14 protein-coding genes, 1 tRNA gene and 2 pseudogenes are annotated in these 17,414 nt (G+C 68.0%); 6 read left to right on the forward strand and 11 right to left on the reverse strand.

Annotated elements, in window-relative coordinates:
* From ACFQ4O_RS08180 to ACFQ4O_RS08190, 3 genes and pseudogenes are all read left to right on the forward strand, one after another.
* Positions 1 to 494: SelB domain-containing protein (locus ACFQ4O_RS08180; protein ID WP_378775210.1), on the forward strand; the 494-nt coding region annotated here is incomplete at its 5' end.
* Between the two features lie 14 nt (positions 495 to 508).
* A tRNA-Sec gene (locus tag ACFQ4O_RS08185) sits at positions 509 to 604 on the forward strand.
* A 126-nt stretch (positions 605 to 730) separates the two neighbouring features.
* Positions 731 to 1,005 (forward strand): annotated as a pseudogene (locus ACFQ4O_RS08190) (IS3 family transposase); the annotation flags it as partial.
* Positions 1,006 to 1,112: 107 nt separating this feature from the next.
* Here ACFQ4O_RS08190 and ACFQ4O_RS08195 read toward each other — a convergent pair.
* The 11 genes from ACFQ4O_RS08195 to ACFQ4O_RS08245 form a co-directional block, all read right to left on the reverse strand.
* On the reverse strand, positions 1,113 to 2,183 hold the full coding sequence (locus ACFQ4O_RS08195; protein WP_378775211.1) for a FecR family protein: 1,071 nt from the start codon (positions 2,181 to 2,183) through the stop codon (positions 1,113 to 1,115).
* The gene (locus tag ACFQ4O_RS08200) at positions 2,122 to 2,673 is read right to left on the reverse strand and encodes an RNA polymerase sigma factor (RefSeq protein ID WP_378775212.1); all 552 of its coding nucleotides are present in this window, start codon (positions 2,671 to 2,673) and stop codon (positions 2,122 to 2,124) included. The genes ACFQ4O_RS08195 and ACFQ4O_RS08200 overlap by 62 nt, the downstream gene beginning before the upstream one ends.
* Before the next feature lie 317 nt (positions 2,674 to 2,990).
* Positions 2,991 to 3,977 (reverse strand): FecCD family ABC transporter permease, encoded by a 987-nt coding sequence (locus ACFQ4O_RS08205; RefSeq protein WP_378775213.1) that lies wholly within the window; start codon positions 3,975 to 3,977, stop codon positions 2,991 to 2,993.
* Positions 3,974 to 4,936 carry a FecCD family ABC transporter permease gene (locus tag ACFQ4O_RS08210; protein ID WP_378775214.1) on the reverse strand — a complete coding sequence of 321 codons (963 nt, stop codon included), beginning with the start codon at positions 4,934 to 4,936 and terminating at the stop codon, positions 3,974 to 3,976. Before ACFQ4O_RS08210 ends, ACFQ4O_RS08205 begins: the two co-directional genes overlap by 4 nt.
* 62 nt (positions 4,937 to 4,998) lie before the next feature.
* Positions 4,999 to 5,922, reverse strand: coding sequence for an iron-siderophore ABC transporter substrate-binding protein (locus ACFQ4O_RS08215; protein ID WP_378775215.1), 924 nt, complete (start codon positions 5,920 to 5,922; stop codon positions 4,999 to 5,001).
* On the reverse strand, positions 5,922 to 8,321 hold the full coding sequence (locus ACFQ4O_RS08220) for a TonB-dependent receptor (protein WP_378775216.1): 2,400 nt from the start codon (positions 8,319 to 8,321) through the stop codon (positions 5,922 to 5,924). The genes ACFQ4O_RS08215 and ACFQ4O_RS08220 overlap by 1 nt, the downstream gene beginning before the upstream one ends.
* A gap of 264 nt (positions 8,322 to 8,585) precedes the next feature.
* A complete protein-coding gene (gene fhuB / locus ACFQ4O_RS08225; RefSeq protein WP_378775217.1) occupies positions 8,586 to 10,613 on the reverse strand; it encodes a Fe(3+)-hydroxamate ABC transporter permease FhuB in 2,028 nt (675 codons plus the stop codon).
* Positions 10,591 to 11,538, reverse strand: a complete 948-nt coding sequence (locus ACFQ4O_RS08230) for an ABC transporter substrate-binding protein (protein ID WP_378775218.1) — start codon at positions 11,536 to 11,538, stop codon at positions 10,591 to 10,593. Before ACFQ4O_RS08230 ends, fhuB begins: the two co-directional genes overlap by 23 nt.
* Before the next feature lie 28 nt (positions 11,539 to 11,566).
* Positions 11,567 to 14,065, reverse strand: coding sequence for a TonB-dependent siderophore receptor (locus ACFQ4O_RS08235; RefSeq protein ID WP_378775219.1), 2,499 nt, complete (start codon positions 14,063 to 14,065; stop codon positions 11,567 to 11,569).
* A gap of 105 nt (positions 14,066 to 14,170) precedes the next feature.
* The gene (locus tag ACFQ4O_RS08240; protein ID WP_378775220.1) at positions 14,171 to 15,166 is read right to left on the reverse strand and encodes a FecR family protein; all 996 of its coding nucleotides are present in this window, start codon (positions 15,164 to 15,166) and stop codon (positions 14,171 to 14,173) included.
* Positions 15,167 to 15,288: 122 nt separating this feature from the next.
* Positions 15,289 to 15,807, reverse strand: coding sequence for an RNA polymerase sigma factor (locus tag ACFQ4O_RS08245; RefSeq protein WP_378775221.1), 519 nt, complete (start codon positions 15,805 to 15,807; stop codon positions 15,289 to 15,291).
* Between the two features lie 259 nt (positions 15,808 to 16,066).
* Here ACFQ4O_RS08245 and ACFQ4O_RS08250 point away from each other — a divergent pair.
* The 3 genes and pseudogenes from ACFQ4O_RS08250 to ACFQ4O_RS08260 all read left to right on the forward strand — a co-directional run.
* A pseudogene (locus tag ACFQ4O_RS08250) lies at positions 16,067 to 16,401 on the forward strand (transposase); the annotation flags it as partial.
* A gap of 32 nt (positions 16,402 to 16,433) precedes the next feature.
* Positions 16,434 to 16,589 (forward strand): hypothetical protein, encoded by a 156-nt coding sequence (locus tag ACFQ4O_RS08255; protein WP_378775222.1) that lies wholly within the window; start codon positions 16,434 to 16,436, stop codon positions 16,587 to 16,589.
* A 313-nt stretch (positions 16,590 to 16,902) separates the two neighbouring features.
* Positions 16,903 to 17,283 carry a hypothetical protein gene (locus tag ACFQ4O_RS08260; RefSeq protein WP_378775223.1) on the forward strand — a complete coding sequence of 127 codons (381 nt, stop codon included), beginning with the start codon at positions 16,903 to 16,905 and terminating at the stop codon, positions 17,281 to 17,283.
* Positions 17,284 to 17,414 lie beyond the last annotated feature (131 nt).

The following is a 17,414-nucleotide window of genomic DNA, read 5'->3' on the forward strand; positions in this document are numbered from 1 at the left end:
AGCGCGAGGGCCGGATCGCGGTGGACGGCGCCTGGGTCCGGCTCCCGGGCCACACCGCGCGGCTCGCGCCCGCCGACGAGGCGCTCTGGGCGGACATCGCCCCGAAACTCGGCGGCGCGGCGCGCTTCCGCCCGCCCCGGGTGCGCGACCTCGCGACCGAACTCGGCGAGGACGAGGCCGACATCCGCCGCGCGCTGAAGCTGGTGAGCCGGCTCGGCCAGGCGGACGAGATCGCCCACGATCATTTTTTCCCCCGCGAGGTCACCGCGGAGCTGGCGGAGATCGCCTGCGCCGCGGCTGCGGCCGACCCGCGCGGCGTCGTCACCGCCGCGGCGTTCCGCGACAGGCTCGACAACGGCCGCAAGGTCGCCATACAGATCCTGGAGTTCTTCGACCGTCACGGCGTCACCATCCGCCGGGGCGACGAACGGCGGATCAACAGCCGCCGCCGCGACCTGTTCCGCCGCGCGCCCGTGACGGAGCCGGACGCGTGAACCGCGTGTTGTTCGGAGGAGAAGCGTCCCCGGTGGGGCGGCCGGCCTTCAAAGCCGGAGGGGGCCGTCAGACGGTCTCCGGTGGGTTCGACTCCCACTCTCTTCCACCAGGCCCCCCTTAGGGCCATGATCCTCTAGGCATCGTTCAATTCTCAGGCGGTTCCGTAGCGCCGTTGGTCTCAAACGTGGCGCACACGGAGATGACCGACGCGTCTGGTGCGATCCACCTTCTGACGCTCGGCGTAACCGAACGCCGGGCCTGCCTGGTTCTCGGGCAGCGTCGGTCGACTCAGCGCAGCGTCCTGACGCGGCTCGACGACGAGGCGGCGCTGACCGCCGATATCGTCGCGCTCGCCGTCCAGTATGGCCCCTACGGCTATCGGCGGATCGCGGCTCTGCTGCGCTTCGCCGGCTGGAGCGTGAACCTGAAGCGCGTCGAACAGATCTGGCGAGGGAGGGGCTGAAGGTCCCGCAGAAACAGCCCAAACGCGGGCGGCTGTGGCTCAACGATTGTCGCCGTCGGCTCGAGGACCCATTCACCGAGCCCGGCAGCCCTTGGTAGAACGGCTATTGCGAGAGCTTCGATGCCCGTCTGCGGGATGAACGTCATCATCGACGTCACATCAGGACGCTGATCGGGCCGAACCTCATCACCCTCACGCCAAGCGCTTTCGCGACAAACGACAGCGCGGCGTTCTTGTCCGACATGCCGATAACGCCGGTCACCCTTCGCTCTTCCAGCGAGGGCCGCCCGATCACGACATGGCCGGGAAATTTGCGGTTCAGTTCTTCGATCACGAAGCTGAGCGGCCGGTTCTCGACCACGAGCCGGCCGTTCCGCCACGAGGTGGCGAGCTTGGCCCCAGGGCTCTTCGTAAGTTCGCCGGACGAGGGCGCGTAAGCTATCTGTTCGCCTTCGGAAAGACGGATGGCCGGGCGGGGCGTGTCGAATTCGACCAGCACCGAATGCTGCGCGACGGCGACGTCGGTCTCGCCCGATCCGAGACGCACGTCGAAGGCCGTGCCGAGAGCCGTCACCCGCGCGTCGCCGGCCTCGACGGTGAACGGCCTCTCGGGATCGGCCTTCACCTCGAAATAGGCCTGACCCTTGAGCAGGCGGATCGTCCGGCGAGCCGGCGAAAAATCCTCGGCGACGGCCGACGACGCGTTGAGCTGGATCGTGGAGCCGTCCGCCAGCGTGAAGATCGGCGTTTCCCCCTTGCCCGAGATCATGTCGGCCTTGAGCCGGATCGGTCCATCGAAAGCGAAGAACAGCGCGCCGGCCGTGATCGCGACGAGGAGGCCTGCGACGATCGGTTTTCCCGCGCCGCCTGCCGTCGTCGGCGTGTTGCGAAGCGTGGGGTCGCCCGCGATCGCCGTTCGGGCGTCGCCCATGAGGCGCTCGGCCGCCGCATAGGCCTTGTGGTTCTCCGGGGAGGCCGCACGCCACAGCTCGAACCGCGCACGGTCCTCTTCCGTCAACGTTCCGTCCTGGGCGCGCAAAAGCCAATCCACGGCCTGCTCATGGCGCTTTCGCCGTACGTCGGCCGTCCGCCTGTCGGTCAAAAAAAGCTCCCGGCCCTCGAGTCTCCCATTCCTGACGAATGAGGAGGCGTGTTCCGGACTCTTAGTCGAACTCCGCGAGCCTATCGAGGCAATGTGCGAAGGCGCGCCGGAGGTGGCGATCAACCATGTTGCGGGTGAGCTTCAGCCGGTCCGCGATCTCGGCGGGCGATGTCCCGTGCATCCGATGCAGCACGAACACCGCGCGGCGGCGCGGCGGCAGCTCAGCGATCGCGCGGCGCAGCACCGCGATCCGACGCTCGACGTCGAGCGCATGGTCCGGCGCCGGACATTGGGCGGCCACAGCCGCCGCCTCCTCCTCGGCGCCCGAGAAAAGACGGCGTTCGAAGCCTTCGCGGCGCAGGCGGTCGACCCCGAGATTGGCGGCGGCGCGGCGCAGAAAGGCGCCGAGCGAGCGCTTGTCGGCCAGAATCTCCGGCCGCATCGCGAGCTTCACATAAAGATCATGGACGATGTCGAGCGCTGCCGCGCGCGTTCTGCCGCCCCGGCTCGCGGCCGCGATCATCTCCTCGTAATGCGCCTCGATGGCGCGGTTCAGCAGATCGTGGCCATCGCCGGCTCCACGCCCCGTCAGTGCGCCAGTCACGGTCGTCATCGTCGCGCGTCGTCCCGCAATTCGTCACTCGCCGCGCGGCGTCAGATGCCGCCCGGTAGACCATAGGCGCGGCCGACAACCGCGCTCGCGCATGGTCCTTCCGCAACTTTGAAGCGCCAGAAAAGTGACGCAATATCAATGTTTTAGAATGTCTCCAGTCTGTTGCTGGGCGGATCGCCGGCGTTCCGTCGAAGCGGCTGATTTCGTTCAGGATCGGATGGGCGACCGATGCGCTGGAGGGTGCCGGCCGGCCGCGCGATTTCCGCGCGCTTGTTGCGTCGCCACAACATTTTATCGAGCGGCGTCGCCAGCCGTCCTCATCCGATCGACGTCCGGCGCCGCCACAGGAGAAACGCAAACGCCGGAGCTCCGATCATCGCTGTCAGAACCCCGGCAGGAAGCTGGAACGGTGCGAAAGCCACGCGTCCGATCAGGTCCGCGGCCATGACGATAACGGCGCCGATCAGGGCCGAGGCTGGGATGATCTGCCCATGGCTCGGGCCGACAAGGCGACGCGCCGCGTGCGGCGCGATCAGGCCGACGAAGGCGATCAAGCCGGAAACGGCGACCGCGGCGCCCGAAATCAGCGTGCAGAGCAGGATGACGAAGCCCTGGAAGCGATGGACGTCCTGCCCGACGGCTCGCGCGGCCGTCGCCCCAAGCGACGCTACGTCGAGCGCGCGCGCGGCGAGCCAGCACAGCGCGAGCGAGGGAAAAAGCGAGAGGCTTAGCGCGGAGACTTGCGTCCAGCTCGCGTCATAGACGCTGCCCGACAGCCAGATGAAGGCGCGATGGACGTCGCGGGCGTCGCCGAGCGCGGTGAGAAGCGTGACGGCGGCGCCTGCAAGCGAACTCAGGCCGACGCCGACCAGAATGATGCGCAGCGACGTCGCGCCCGCGCGCCACGACAGGGCGTAGATCGCGGCCGCCATCGCGCTTGCGCCGACGAATCCCGCCCATGGCGTGAGGAAGGGCGAGGACCCCGGATAGGCGACGATCAGCACCGTGACCGCGAGCGCGGCGCCGGCGTTGACGCCAAGCGTGCCGGGCTCGGCGAGCGGATTGCGCAGGATCGCCTGCGTGATCGCGCCTGCGACCCCGAGCGCCATGCCGACCAGCGCCGCGAGCGCAATGCGCGGCAGGCGAAGGTCGAGCACGATCATCGCCGTATCGGGCTGCGCGGCGGCAGGGTCCGCCAGGATGGCGAAGATGGTGGTCCACGAGATCGGGACGTCGCCCAGCTTCAGACCGGCCAGCGACATAAGGACGATCAGCGATCCAGCGCCCAGCGCGGTTCGCTTCACGGCGTCGGCCCGACCCGGCGGCGCGCGAGCTGGATGAAGAACGGCGCGCCGATCAGCGCCATGGCGACGCCTGCCGGAAAGTTTTGGCCGAGCAGCGTGCGGCTCGCGACGTCGGCGGCGGTGAGCAACAGCGCGCCGCCCAGCGCGCAGAACGGGATGACCCAGCGCTGATCCGATCCGACCGTCATGCGGACGATGTGCGGGACCACGAGGCCGATGAAGCCGATTGGCCCGACCAGCGCGACGGCGCCGCCTGCGAGCAGCACGACGGTGACGACCGAGACGCCCCGCCACAGCCGCACGTTCTGGCCAAGCGCGCGCGCCGCGTCCGCTCCGAGGCTGAGCGAGGTGAGGGAGCGCCCGAGGAAGAGCGACGTGGCGAGGCCTAAGAGGATGTAAGGGCCGACGATCCAGATCTGCGCCATGGTCCGGCCGGCGAGCGAGCCGGCGGTCCACAGTCGCACCGTGTCCATCGCGCCCTTGTCGAGCACCAGCACGGCTGCGGTGAGCGAGCCGAGGAAACCGGACAGCACCGCGCCTGCGAGCACGATCTTCAGCGGGGTCGCGCCCGTGCGGCCGGCCGATCCCAGCCCGTAGGCGACCGCGGATGCGGCGGCCGCGCCCATGAACGCCGGCCAGACGAAGGCCCCGCCCGTCGAGGCGCCGGCGATCGCGGTCGCGAGCACCACCGCGAAGGCCGCGCCCGCATTGAGACCGAGCAGCCCGGGCGAGGCGAGCGGATTGCCCGTAACCGCCTGCATGATCGCGCCCGCAACCGCCAGAGCGGAGCCCGCGAGCATGCCGGCGAGAAGCCGGGGCGCACGGATCGTCCCGATGACGAGGTGATCGCGCGAGGCGTCGCCGGCGAACAGCGCGTCCAGCACCGTTCCGATCGGATAGAGCGTGGTTCCCGCTGAAAGCGACCAGAGCGCGACGGCGCCGAGAAGACCGCCGAGCACGACGAGCGCGGCCGGACGCCGACGTCCCCTGGGCTTCGGGGGGTGTGGCGCCGCCCTTCCGCTCACGGCGCCTTCAGGACGTAACGCTCGATGTCGTCAAGGACGCGGTTCGCAGAGGCCAGGCCGCTGAACTCCATCCAGGTCGCGGCGTCGACGCGATGGACCCGGCCCGCCTTCACGGCCGGAATCATGTTCCACAGCGGATTGGCGAGAACCTCCTCGTGCCGACCGCTGCGGTCGGAGTCGTTCGCGCCGCCCACGATGTAGAGCAGCACGTCGCCGTCGAGCGCCGCCAGCTCCTCCCAGTCCGGACGCTTCGGGTCGGGACCGCTGTCGGACGTCTCGTAGGCGGTGCGCTTCACGCCCGCCTCGCGCATCACCGCGAACGGGCCATAGGCACCTAGCCTGTCGAGATTGACCTGGAAGTCCCAAGGGGTGATGCGCAGCACCGAGACTGTCACGTTCGGCATCTTGGCGCGGATGTCGGCGACGCGACGCTGGTAGTCGTCGAACGCGCCCTTGGCGGCCTGATCGCGCCCGGTGACCCTTGCGACAGTGAGATAGAACGCCTTCCAGTCCTCCGCGGTGATCAGCGCGGTCGGGGCGATCCGGGCCGTCATGTCGCGCGCTTTGGCGCCCAGAAAACCGCTGCCGATGATGAGGTCGGGCTTCAGCGCGATCACGCGCTCGAGGCTCGGCTGCTCGAAGGTTCCGACGTCGACGACGCCGGCCTGTTCGGCGCGCGCCTTCAACGCTTTGTCGCTCATGCCTGACATCGGCGCGGCCACAACTGGCGCGCCGAGGTCGAGCGCCATGCCGAGGCTGAAGGTGGGTTCGAGCGCGACGATGCGCGTCGGGGACGCCGGAAGGCAAAGCGGCGCGCCCATGACGTCCGGGCCGTCGAACAGCCGCCCCTCGCAGGCCAACGCCTGCGAGGACAAGACCAGCGCCAGCCCGGCGGCCAGAATGCTGCGCATGGCGGCCATCAGAACCTCGCCGTGCCCCGCACCCCCACCACGCGGCCGTCGCCGATCGCCGCCGAAAGCCCGCTCGCGTCGACGCCGGTCAGATACTGCTTGTCGAACAGATTGCGCGCGAACAGCGCCACGGTCCCGTGCTTCATCTCGTAGCCGAGCGTGGCGTTGACCAGCGTGAAGGACTGCACGTAGCGGCTGCGCGTGTTGGCGAGGTCGCCCGCGCTGAAGAAGCCATCGGTGTACGACACGTCGCCGCCGACGAAGACGCCGGAATGGTGCTTCCAATGCGCGCCGAGCGCCAAGGTCACGGCGGGCGACTCCGGGAACTCGTGGCCTTTCAGGTCGCCGACGGTGGTGACGGCCTTTTCGAACCGCGTCTTCATCAGGCCGAGATTGGCGAACAGCGTCAGTTCGTCGATGGGACGCCAGCGGGTTTCGAGTTCGGCGCCGTAGGCGTGCGACCGGCCACTGTTTTCCGTGATCGTCTGGCCCGGGAACGCCGGGTTGAACGAGAGAAGCTGCTGGTCTTTGTAGTCGTAGTAGAAGACGTTTGCGTCGATCTGGAGCCGGTCGTCGAACCACTTGGATCGATAGGCCACTTCGTATGACCAAAGATATTCCGGGGAGATCTTTCGCAGGGTCGTCGTGCCGGCGACGACCTCGGCGAAGCCCGAGCGATAGCCCTTGGCGGCGGTCGCCGCGACGGTCTGGTTGTCGGCGAGATCATAGGCCAAACCGAACTTGGGAAGGAACACGGTCTTGCTGACCGAGCTCCGCTCGTCGAGCGAGCCGTAGACCGGGAACGGACATCCGATGGCGAGGCACTGAAGCGTGGCGTCGATGTCGAGGGCCTGTCCGTCGTAGCGCCCGCCGACCTTTTCGCGAAGCAGACGGCCGCCGCCGATCAGCGTCCAGCGGTCCAGCAGCTTGTACCGTATGTCTGCATAGGCGGCGATCGACGTCGTCCTGGTGTCGGCCTTGAGTTCCTGCACGATCGCGTTCGGAACGCCGAAGGGCGCCAGTTGGGTGGTGCCGATGTCGGACGCGACGTCGTTGGTGTAGCGCCCCGCAAAGACGCCCAGGACGCCCGAAAGGTTCGATCCTTCCGGGTCGAAGTTCAGGCGGACGTCCTGCGACAGGTCCTTGCCGTCGCGCGTGTCGTTGCGATTGAACTGCGCTCCGGCCGGCGTGTGGATCTTGAGATCGGATTCCGACAGCGTCGTAAGCGACGTCAACTTCCAGCCCGGCGCGAACTCGTAGGACAGCTCGGCACCGTAGCGGTTGACCTTGGTGTCGCGGAACTCCGCGGCGTAACCCACTGTGGGATCGAAGCGCCGGTCGAAGAAGTCCGGTCCGGAGACGAAGGTCCAGCCAGGCTTGTCATGCGTGCGGCTGACGCTGAGCAAAGCCGAGAAGCCCGGAATGGCGTCCGGAGTGATCAGCAGCTTGGCGCGGATCTGTTCGAAGTCGTCCCTGAGCTGGTCGTCGAAGCCGGGAGCGACGTATTTGATATCCTTGGTTTCTCGCGAGATCTGACCCGCGATGCGCACCGCCACCTGATCCTTGACCAGCGGACCGGACAGGACGAAAGCGCCCGACCTCGAGGATTCGGTTCCGAGCGAGCCGTCGACGATCACCTCCGGCTCGAAGGTCGGATCCTTGGTCTTGATCAGCACGCTGCCGCCAAGCGAATTGCGGCCCTGCAGCGTCGACTGGGGGCCGCGAAGCACCTCGATCTGCTCGACGTCCCAGACGCCGCGGCTGCCGCGACGGATGGCCTCGATGTTCTGCGGCGCGCCGTCCACCAGAACCGAAATCACCGGAGCCGCCCGGCTCGGCCCGGTGACGCCTTCCGCGTTCAGACCGCGGATCACGATGCTGGAATCGCCCGAGGAGCTCGGGAACGAACGCACGTTGGCAAGCCGGTTGTAAGCCTGGGCCGCATCTCGGGCGCTTGACTGCTGAAGCTCTTCGTCGGTGACGACGCCGACGCTCGTGTACGTGCGTGAGGAGTCCCTGGCGGCCTTTTCGCCGTAGACCGTGATCGGCTCAAGCGTCGTCGCTTCGTCCTCGGCCTGCCCCGTCACGAGTTGGACGGGCGCCGGCGGCTCTGCGTCGATCTCGACCCGCGATCCGTCGACGATCCGGCCGTTGACGCCCGTCCCCTCGAGCAACGACGCCAGAGCCCGGGCGGGCGCGAGCCCGGCTCGTGCGCCCCCCGAACGCCGGCCCGCCGTGACGTCCGCGCCGGCGAGGACCTGCAAGCCGGTCTGCGCCGCGAAGGCGTTCAGCGCGCCCGACAGCGGTCCGGGAGGAATGGCGGCCGCGTTCGCTCCGCCGAACTCCGTCGCGGTCTGGGCGGCGGCGTCCGGCGCGCCCTGGATCGCGATCAACGCCCCGGCGAGCACGACGACGCGACCGCCGATCCTGCGTGAAACTCTATGCCTCGTACGCGACATCGCCACAGCCCCCAATAACCCCTGACGCCCGCAGCCGCCGCTCCCCGGATCGCGACGGCCTTCGGGCTTGTGGGACTGACGAATGAGGGCGAGCGCTTGGGACTCCCGAGAGGAAACTTTTTTATCGCGCTCTCGCGGGGCGTGACTGCCTCGTCCTCGGCGTCAGGCCGTCCTCCGCATGGTTAGACGCCGGACATCAGGAAAGACCACGTCTCAGGGGGCGGACCATCGGTAGGCTCGCCGCAGCAGGCCCAGCGCGAAGGGACCGGCGAGAAGCGTCGCCACGATCCCGGTCGGAAGCTGCCAGGGAAAGATCAGGACACGGGCGATCCAGTCGGCCAGCAGCATCAGGCCGCCGCCGATCAGGGCGGTTGCGACCAGTTGCGGCACGACACGGCGAAAGCCGAGCAACCGGCCGAGATGAGGGGCCATCAGGCCGATGAAGGTGAGCGGACCTGCGATGAGCGTCGCGCTCGCCGTCGCGGTGGCGGCGACAAGCAGGATCGACAAGCGACTTCTGCCGAGGCTGAGGCCGAGCGTCGTCGCGACAACGGTTCCCAACGGCAGAATGTCGAGCCAGCGGGCCGTCAACGCCGCCACCGGCAGGAGGAGCGCGGCCAGCGTCAGCGCCAGCGCCGCTCCCGACGGCGTCACCCGGTGCGTCGAGCCGGCCATCCACGACACCATGTCGCCGAGCCGGGGATCGCCGCTGGCCATCGCGAGCGCCGTCAGCCCCGAGCACAGGGTCGCGACGGAGACGCCGGTCAGGACGAGGCGCTGGGACGCGAAGGACGAACGCATGCCCGAGAGAAGGACCCCGGCCAGCGCCAGCGCGGCGCCGAGGCTCGCCGCAAAGACGGTCGATCCGGCATCGACGGTGGGGGCCACGAGCAGGAGGACGATCAATCCGATGGACGCGCCGGCCGAGATGCCGAGGATCTCCGGGGCGGCCATCGGATTTCCGGTCAGTCGCTGCATGAGCACGCCAGCCATTCCGAGCATGCTGCCGGCGGCGAAAGACGCGGCGGCCCTTGGCGCCCGCCATAGCCACAATTCGGAGAGTTCCTGGAGCGAGCTCCAACGCCAGCCGCTCTGGTCACGGCCTATGAAAATGGCGCCCAGGACGACGGCGAGAGCGACGCCGAGAACGCAAACCAGAACGACGGGTCGTCGCCGCCCGCCATGGCCGTTCGACCGATGGGACGGCTGCTGCTCGACCGCTGCCGCGGAGGTCCTCCCCGACATTCCGAGAAGCAGCGCCGCGCCGATCACCGCCGTCGCGACACCGGTGGGGATTTCTTGCGCCAGAGGCAGGATCTGCACGATCTGATCGGTCAGCGACAAGGTCGCGGCCCCGAAGAGCGACGCGTAGGTCAATCGCTCCCCAAACGTCCGTGCGCCGGCTCGCCGGGCGAGCGCCGGAGCAGCCAATCCGATGAAACCCAGCACGCCCAGGCTCGCGACGACCGTGGTCGAAAGCAGCAGGGCGACGAACAATGCGCCGCTCTGGACCGCCGCAAGCGGCACGCCGAGGCTCTTCGCGCCGCCGTCCTGGATGTCGAGAACCGACAAGACCCTCGCCATCAGGGCCGCCGCCGCGCCGCCCGCCATCAGGACGATGGCCAGTTTCGCCGAATTGGCCCAGCCGCTTTGGAGCAGCGACCCGCTCTGCCAGATGAACAGCTCCGTCAGATAATCGTGGTTGAGCACCACCAGCGCCGAGGCTCCGGCGCCTAGGAACAACGAGACGAGCAGGCCCGCCAGGATCACGGCGAGCGGCGAGAAGCGGCGACCGCCGGCCGCTGCGAAGACACAGGCCAACGCCACGGCGCCGCCGCACAGGGCGACGGCGTCGCGGCCGAAATCGAGCAGCGCGGGCGCAAACAGCGTCGCCGCGACGAGAGCCGAATGCGCGCCGGCGGAAACGCCAAGCGTGGTCGGGTCGGCGAGGGGATTGCGCAGGACCTGCTGCAGGATGACGCCCGCAAGGCCCAGGATCGCCCCGGCGATCGGCGCTATGACGATCCGCGGCAGCAGCGCGTGGTGAAACGCCATCTGACGTGGATCGGTCGCGTCCGGCGCAAACAACGCCATGATCCATTGCGATGGCGGCGTTTCGCCCCAAAGGCCGAGCAGGGCCAGTCCTAAAGCCGCGAGCCCCATCACGGGCAGCAGGCCGCCGGAGGAGGGGCGGGCCGGCCATGAGCCGCTGTCCGTCTCAGCCCGCACGGGCAGCCCCATGCGCGACGATGTCGTGGAGCTCGCGCGCCAGACGCACGGCGGTCGGGAAGCCGCCGAAGGGAAACAGATCCGGCATGCGCGTCACGCGGCCAGCCTTGACCTGAGGCAGGCTTCGCCAAAGCGTGCTCCCCGCGAGCGATCGCAGAGCGCGTGCGGTCCGCTGACCCTGATCGATGACGACGATCCTCGCCTCGGGCGCGTCCGCCAATCGTTCGATGCCGATCCTCGAAAACCCCCAGATCGAAGCCGTCGGCCGGGTCCACCCATCGCGAACGCCGCAGCGCTCCATGGTCTCGCCGATCAGGCCGCCTTTCGCGTGCACGGTGATATGAAGGCCATCCGGCTCCAGCACGGCCACGATCAGCCCGGGACCGGTCGCGACGGCGTGGCTCTGCGCCGCTCGGTCGAAGACGGCGTCTCCGGCCGCGACGACGGCCTCGGCGGCGGCGGCCCGCCCGACGACCGAGGCGACACGGCGCAGCGCAGCCGCGGCGGCCGCGAGCGGTGACAGGCCCGCGCCATGCAGCGACATCGCCAGACGAGGAGCGATCCGGCGCTGCACCTCCTCGTCCGGGCTTTTCTCAGTAGAGACGATCAGCAGGTCCGGCTTGAGGCTCGCCAGCAGCTCGAAGTTCGGCTGCCAGCGCCCGCCGAGATCGAGAACCGAGTCCGGCAGGGCCGCATGTGCGAATTGCCTGCGATACCCGGCGCTGTCGGCGATCGCGATCGGGATCACGCCCAAAGCCAGAAGCGCTTCCGCGCCAGCCCAGTCGAGGGCGGCGATGCGCAAGCGGCGCGGTTCATCCGCCCACGACGCGTTCAAGGGAAACGCGGCGCCGGCCAGGGTCAACGCGGCGAAAGCCCGACGCGTCAGCGTCGGGCTTTCGCCGACAGCGCCTGCTCGGCGGCGAGGGCCATCGATCACTGCGGCTCCGGCGCGGGCGGGCCGAGCCTCACCATTTGTAGCTCAGCGTCCCGTAGACCGAGCGCCGCTCGCCATAGAAGCAGGCGTAGGTGCAGGAGGAGACGAACTCCTTGTCGAAGAGGTTCTTGGCGCTGACCGCGACCGAGACGCCATGAAGCGCGGGATTGCGCGCCCCGAAATCATACTCGATCGTCGCATCGGCGAGCGTATAGGCCGACACTTTGTAGGCGTTTGTCGTATCGAGCGTCTCACCGATGTAGCGCACCCCGCCACCGATCTTCAGCCCGCGCAGCGGGCCGGTGCCGAAGGCGTAATCCAGCCAGAGCGCGGCGGCGTTGCGCGGCACGGCGGCCGGGGTCCTGCCGCGGTCGGCTCCGTTGCTCTTGGTCACTTCGGCGTCGGTGTAGGTGTAGGCGGCGACGATCTTCAGGCTTTCGGTCACGTTGGCGACGGCCGAAAGCTCGACGCCACGAGCCCGGACCTCGCCCTCCTGAATGTTGAAGGAAGGATCGTTCGGATCGACGGTCGGGACGTTCTGACGTGTGATCTCGAAGACAGAGGCGGTCAGCATGCCGTTCCAGCCGAGGGGCTGGTACTTGATGCCGGCTTCCCACTGCTGGCCAGTGGTCGGATCGAAGGGGCGGGAGCCACGCGCCGCTGAGGTCGTCCCCGATTGCGGCTGGAACGATGTCGAATAGCTGACGTAGGGCGCAAGACCGTTGTCGAAGAGGTAAACGAGGCCGGCGCGCCCGGTGAAGGCGTTGTCGTCGGTCTTCGTCACCACGTCCGTCAGCCGGTTCGTGGTCTCCGCCCTGGCCAAGTCGTACCGGCCTCCGAGCAGAAGGATCAACCTGTCGTCGATGGTGATCTGATCCTGCGCGTACAAGCCGAGCTGGTTGCGCCGCTCCAGCGTGTGCGTGTTGGGCTGGCTCGGAAGGACGACGGATGAGCCGTAGACCGGCGCAAAGGGATTGAGCGGACTGAGGTTGTTGTAGCCCGCGAACTGCAGCCGCTCCAGGGACGCCCTCGTGTAGTCGAGCCCGATCAGGACGCTGTGAGCGACCGGGCCGGTGTCGAATGTCGCCTGAAGCTGGTTGTCGACGCTGACGCCCCAGGCGTCGTCGGTGCGGCTGTAGGCGCCGCGCTCGAGCAGCGACTGGTTGCTGCCGGTCACCCAGCTCCACGTGTAGGCATGGTTGATCTTCGTCTTCGAGGTGCCGGCGAGCACGTTCTGCCGGAACTGGAAGACATCGTTAAAGCGGTGCGAGAGCTGATAGCCGAGCGTCGAGACGCTCTGGTCCCATTTGCTCCAGCCCGGCTCGCCCGTGAACACATCGCTCCCGATCTTGCCGTTCGGGTTTGACGCCACGGTGCCTGAAAAGGGATATCCCGCGTTGTTGACGGTCTTGTTGACCATATGGCTGGCGAGCAGCGTCAGCTCGGTGTCCGCGTTGGGAGACCATGTCAGCGCGGGAGCCACGTAATAGCGGTCGTCCGGCACGTGATCGATCATCGTGCCGCTGTCGCGGCCGAGTCCGGTGACCCGGTACTTCCAGGCGCCGTCCGAATCCAGCGGGCCGCCGACATCGAAGCTCGCCTGCTTGCGCGCGTAAGAACCGTAGGTGACGTTCACCTCGCCGAACGGCGTGGCCGTCGGGCGCTTGGTGATGGTGTTGACCACGCCTCCGGGGGCGGCCTGGCCGAACAGAACGGAAGCTGGCCCCTTGAGGATCTCGACCCGCTCGATGCCATAGGGTTCGACGGCGACGCTGTAATGCGGCAGCGGGACTTTCAGGCCGTCGCGGTACATCACGCCGGGGTTGGTGCGCACGTCGAAGCCGCGCAGGATGAAGGGGTCGTCCGTTCGGTTGAAGCCCTCCTGCACGATCACGCCGGGGGTGTACTGGACGGCGTCGCCGAGGGTCTGCGCGCCCTGATCCTTGATCTGGTCACGGGTGACGACGTTGACGGTCTGAGGCGTGCGGATCAGCGGGGTGTCCGTCTTGGCGCCGCTGGAGCTGCGCGTCGCCACGTAACCGTCGACATGGCCGAATGGATTTTGAGAATCGCCGAGGACGTCGATCGGATCGAGCGCGATGGCGTCCTCCGACAAAGACCCCGTGGTCATGCTGCTTGCGACGAGCGTCGCGGTGTTGGCTCCGGTGACGCGCACGTCGATGCCGGCCCCGGCGAGGATCGTTCGCAGCGCCTGCGCGGGCGGGAGCCGGCCCGCCACGGCCGTCGAGCGCAGCCCGTCGGCGATGCGCGACGAATAGCCGATCTGCCAGCCGCTCTGGCGAATGAAGGCGTCGATGGCGCCGGGGATCGGCTGGGCCGGAATCGCGAAATCGACGACGCGACCCTGCGCGCTGGCTGATTGGCCCGCCTGCTGGGCCAAGGCTGCGGCCGGCAGTCCGAGGCCGGCGCAGCCAATCATCGTGCCCGTCAAAAGCCGGCAGACCAGCCTCCGATCCCACCGCCCTGTCGCAGCGCCGTGTCCAGCGCGGGTCCCCACCCCCATCGTCATGCCCAAATCCCCGTCCATCCAGTGGGCCGGACATCGCGTCGCGCGATCTCCGTGCCGTCACTTCTCAAGACAGGCGGGGCCGCCTGATCTCACAAAAAAACTTGATCAGCGCACAATGATAATGCCGCCCGGCAGAACCGTGGCGACCGCGCCGGCGGCCTCGGCGAGCGAGCGGATCGCGACATCGGGCTGGTCGAGCCGATAGCTGCCGCTCACCGCGATCCGCGCCAGCCTGCCATTCGCGAGGAAAACGCGCCCGGAATAGTAGCGCCCGAGCTCATCCAGAACCTCGCCGAACGGGCGCTCGAAGAAGCTGATCCGGCCCTCCATCCACTCCAGCGACCGGGCTAAATCGACGCGCCTGACGGGCAGGACCGCCGTCGCCGTCACGCTTACGGCGTCGCCGGATGTCAGATGGGTCGAATCCTCGGGCCGGGACAGCCTCGAAACGTCCACCGCGCCGCGGCTCAGCACGATCGTGTCGGCCAGCGGGTCGAAGCGCACCGAGAAGGCCGTTCCTTTGACCACCACCCGGCCGAAGCGGCCGGACACCTTGAACGGCCGCGCCTCATCCCGTGCGACGTCGAAGAAGGCCTCGCCCTGCAGCAGGGTCACGCCCCGGTCGCCGTGCTCGAAGTCCAGCTCCACCGCGGACCCGGTGTTGAGCGTCATGGTCGAGCCGTCGGGCAGGGGGATCGCCCGGCGCTCGCCGACCGCAGTGACGTAGTCGGCGCGCATCCAAAGTGAAAACTCGGAAAAGCGCGTGACTCCAAACGCCAGCAACATCACGGATGCGACGATGGCTCCCCGCTTAACGCGCGACTTCAGCCGCCGTCTGCGCTCCCCTTCCCGGCGGCTGGCCGCGTCGGCGATGTTGTGCGAGGCGACCAGGAATTCGGGAGCCCCCCAGACGGACGCGATCTTCGCGAAAGCGCGTTCCCGACCCGGATGCCCCTCCAGCCATTCGCGAAATCCGCGAGCGGTCGCCGGATCGCCCGTTTCGGCCTGCAACCGGACAAACCAGTCGAGCGCCTCCCCGTCGAGCAGATCCTCCGCCGCAAGGGTCTCCTGCTCCGGCTCGCCAATTCTGTTGTTCTGCACCCGTCTCGCCTTTGGCGTTTCGCCTCTTATGACTCCAGCGACGTCCCGGTCTCACACATAAAACGCAGGCGTCGGGAGGTGGCGAGGCGCAGGAGCGCTGGAAATCGACGTCTGGCCGGCGCTCAGCCGCGTTCGAACCGCGTCATCGCGGCGACGCAATGCGCCATCGCCAGCTTCGCATCATTGTAGACGGTGTTGGCGGAAACTCCGAGATGCTGCGCGATGGCCGGGTAGGTCCAGCCTTCGTTCCTGTTCAGCAGCAGCACGGTCCGGGCGCGTTCCGGCAGGTCGAGCAGCGCCTTTTCGAAGGCCGCCACGCGATGGCGGTCGATAACCTGCGTTTCGGGGGACGGGGCGTCGGAGGCGATGTTGAGAACCGCCTGCTCGTCCGTGATGGGGCATTCGACCTGCGCGCGACGGCGTCGGAGCTGCTGCTGGTCATATGCGACGTTGCCGGCGGTGCGGCGAAGATAGGCGCCGGGATTTTCGATCGTCCCGCTCGGCGTAGAGGCGAGCAGGCGCAGAAAGGTCTCCTGTGTCGCGTCGGCGGCGTCGGCGGCGTTGCGGAGGCGGCGCAGAAAGAACCGACGAAGCCGACCTTCCTCCGAGCGCTGCAGATCGTGAACCACGTCCCCGAGCATCAGGACTTCCCTAAGAGGCGCCAGGATGTGGCGACCAACACTTGGCCCTGCGGTAAGCCGGTAACGGCGCGCGTTACGTTCTGCCTTCGCCAGCTAGCCTCATTATGGATCGCGCATATAGCAAGAGTAATTTCCGTGCAATGTCATATATTTACATGAATTCTAAGGTGCGGGCGACAAGGCTCGATGGCGCGTGACGTGACCCCCGGAAACTCCTTCACGGACAGCTAGAGTCCGCCCCAGCACGAGGGACGGACGGATGAAGAAGTCACGGTTCACGGAAGGGCAGATCATCGCGATCCTGCGCGAGCAGGAGGCGGGCGTCGCGACTGCGGAGGTCTGCCGGAAGCACGGCGTCAGCTCGGCGACGTTCTAAAAGTGGAAGGCCAAGTTCGGCGGTTTCGACGTCTCGGAGGCGCGGCGGCTGAAGGGGCTCGAAGATGAGAACGGCCGGCTGAAGCGGATGCTGGCGGACGCCATGCTCGACAAAGCCGCGCTGCAAGACCTTCTGGGAAAAAAGTGGTCACGCCCGCAGCGCGACGGGAGGCCGTGGCCTATCTCGCCGAGGCCTTCGAGATGAGCGAGCGGCGGGCGCGCCGTTCCGCTCGCCGCCTCACGCCCGCGCCGTGCTCGAAGCCTGGCGGCGCGACTGCAACGAAGAACGACTGCACTCGAAACTCGGCTGGGTGACGTCTTGGGCCTACGACAACGCCATCCTCGAGATCCCGGCCGCCATCGACAATGGCTCAAATCACGACAGGACTCTCGCTTCCGCTGGATGAAAAACGGAGGTCACGTCGAATTCAGAGGCGCTCGCTTACTTCAGCGCGCGAAGTGAACGCGAGATTGTGGCGCTCCCCGCGCGTGTCGAAACAATCAGCGTGGCGGAATTGGGACTTCGCAATGGGTGACGTCACTTCCTTTGCCGCCCCCCCCACGGCCAAAGAACCGCGCGAAGCCTGAACGCCTTGTCAGCTCGGACACCCGTGACGTATATGTCGGGTGTCCTACGGCCTCGGAACCCCAAGAGAATGTAAGAGTTTCGGAGGCGATTTTTCACCTTCCACTCTCTTCCGCCATTTCCAATCGGGCTCCATGGCCGACGCGACGCTTGATTTTGATGACTGGGTGAGGGCCGCCTTCGCCGAAGAGGGCGCCTTCACGGCGCTGACCGTGCTGGTGGAGATTTCCGAGCGCGACGCGGCGCCGGTGGCGTCGACCTTTTTCCATGTCATCGGCGACGAGGTGGAGTGGAAGGCGGTGCGCCGCATGTTCGCCACCGCCCCCGGCGCGTGGGACGGCGCGGCCTTCTTCGTCGGGCGCTCCTCCGCTGGCGGGCCGCTTGAGGAGCCTTTGGCGCGGATCGAGCTGCGGCGCGTGGAGGCGATGATCGACGACGACCGTCTGGCGCTGAACGAGGGCGCCTTCTTCGACCGCCGCGGCCGGCGCATGCGCATCGATGAGGCCGGAGCGTGACGGCCGCGCCGCTCACCGACATCTGCGCCGATCCCGGGCTCATCGACATCGAGGGCGCGCGCGCCCGGGTGGCGGCGCTGGTCCCCGAGCCGGTCGGCGCGGAGGAGGCGCCCTTCGCGGCGCTGCGCGGC

It is taken from the genome of Methylopila musalis, assembly GCF_042679725.1.
Lineage (GTDB): Bacteria > Pseudomonadota > Alphaproteobacteria > Rhizobiales > Methylopilaceae > Methylopila > Methylopila musalis.

Bases quoted from the DNA above. Each gene is read 5' to 3' on its own strand.
- ACFQ4O_RS08215 (WP_378775215.1), bottom strand. From the start codon at position 5,922: ATGGCCGCCATGCGCAGCATTCTGGCCGCCGGGCTGGCGCTGGTCTTG.
- ACFQ4O_RS08235 (WP_378775219.1), bottom strand. From the start codon at position 14,065: ATGACGATGGGGGTGGGGACCCGCGCTGGACACGGCGCTGCGACAGGG.
- fhuB (WP_378775217.1), bottom strand. From the start codon at position 10,613: ATGGGGCTGCCCGTGCGGGCTGAGACGGACAGCGGCTCATGGCCGGCC.
- ACFQ4O_RS08260 (WP_378775223.1), top strand. From the start codon at position 16,903: ATGGCCGACGCGACGCTTGATTTTGATGACTGGGTGAGGGCCGCCTTC.
- ACFQ4O_RS08200 (WP_378775212.1), bottom strand. From the start codon at position 2,673: ATGACGACCGTGACTGGCGCACTGACGGGGCGTGGAGCCGGCGATGGC.
- ACFQ4O_RS08245 (WP_378775221.1), bottom strand. From the start codon at position 15,807: ATGCTCGGGGACGTGGTTCACGATCTGCAGCGCTCGGAGGAAGGTCGG.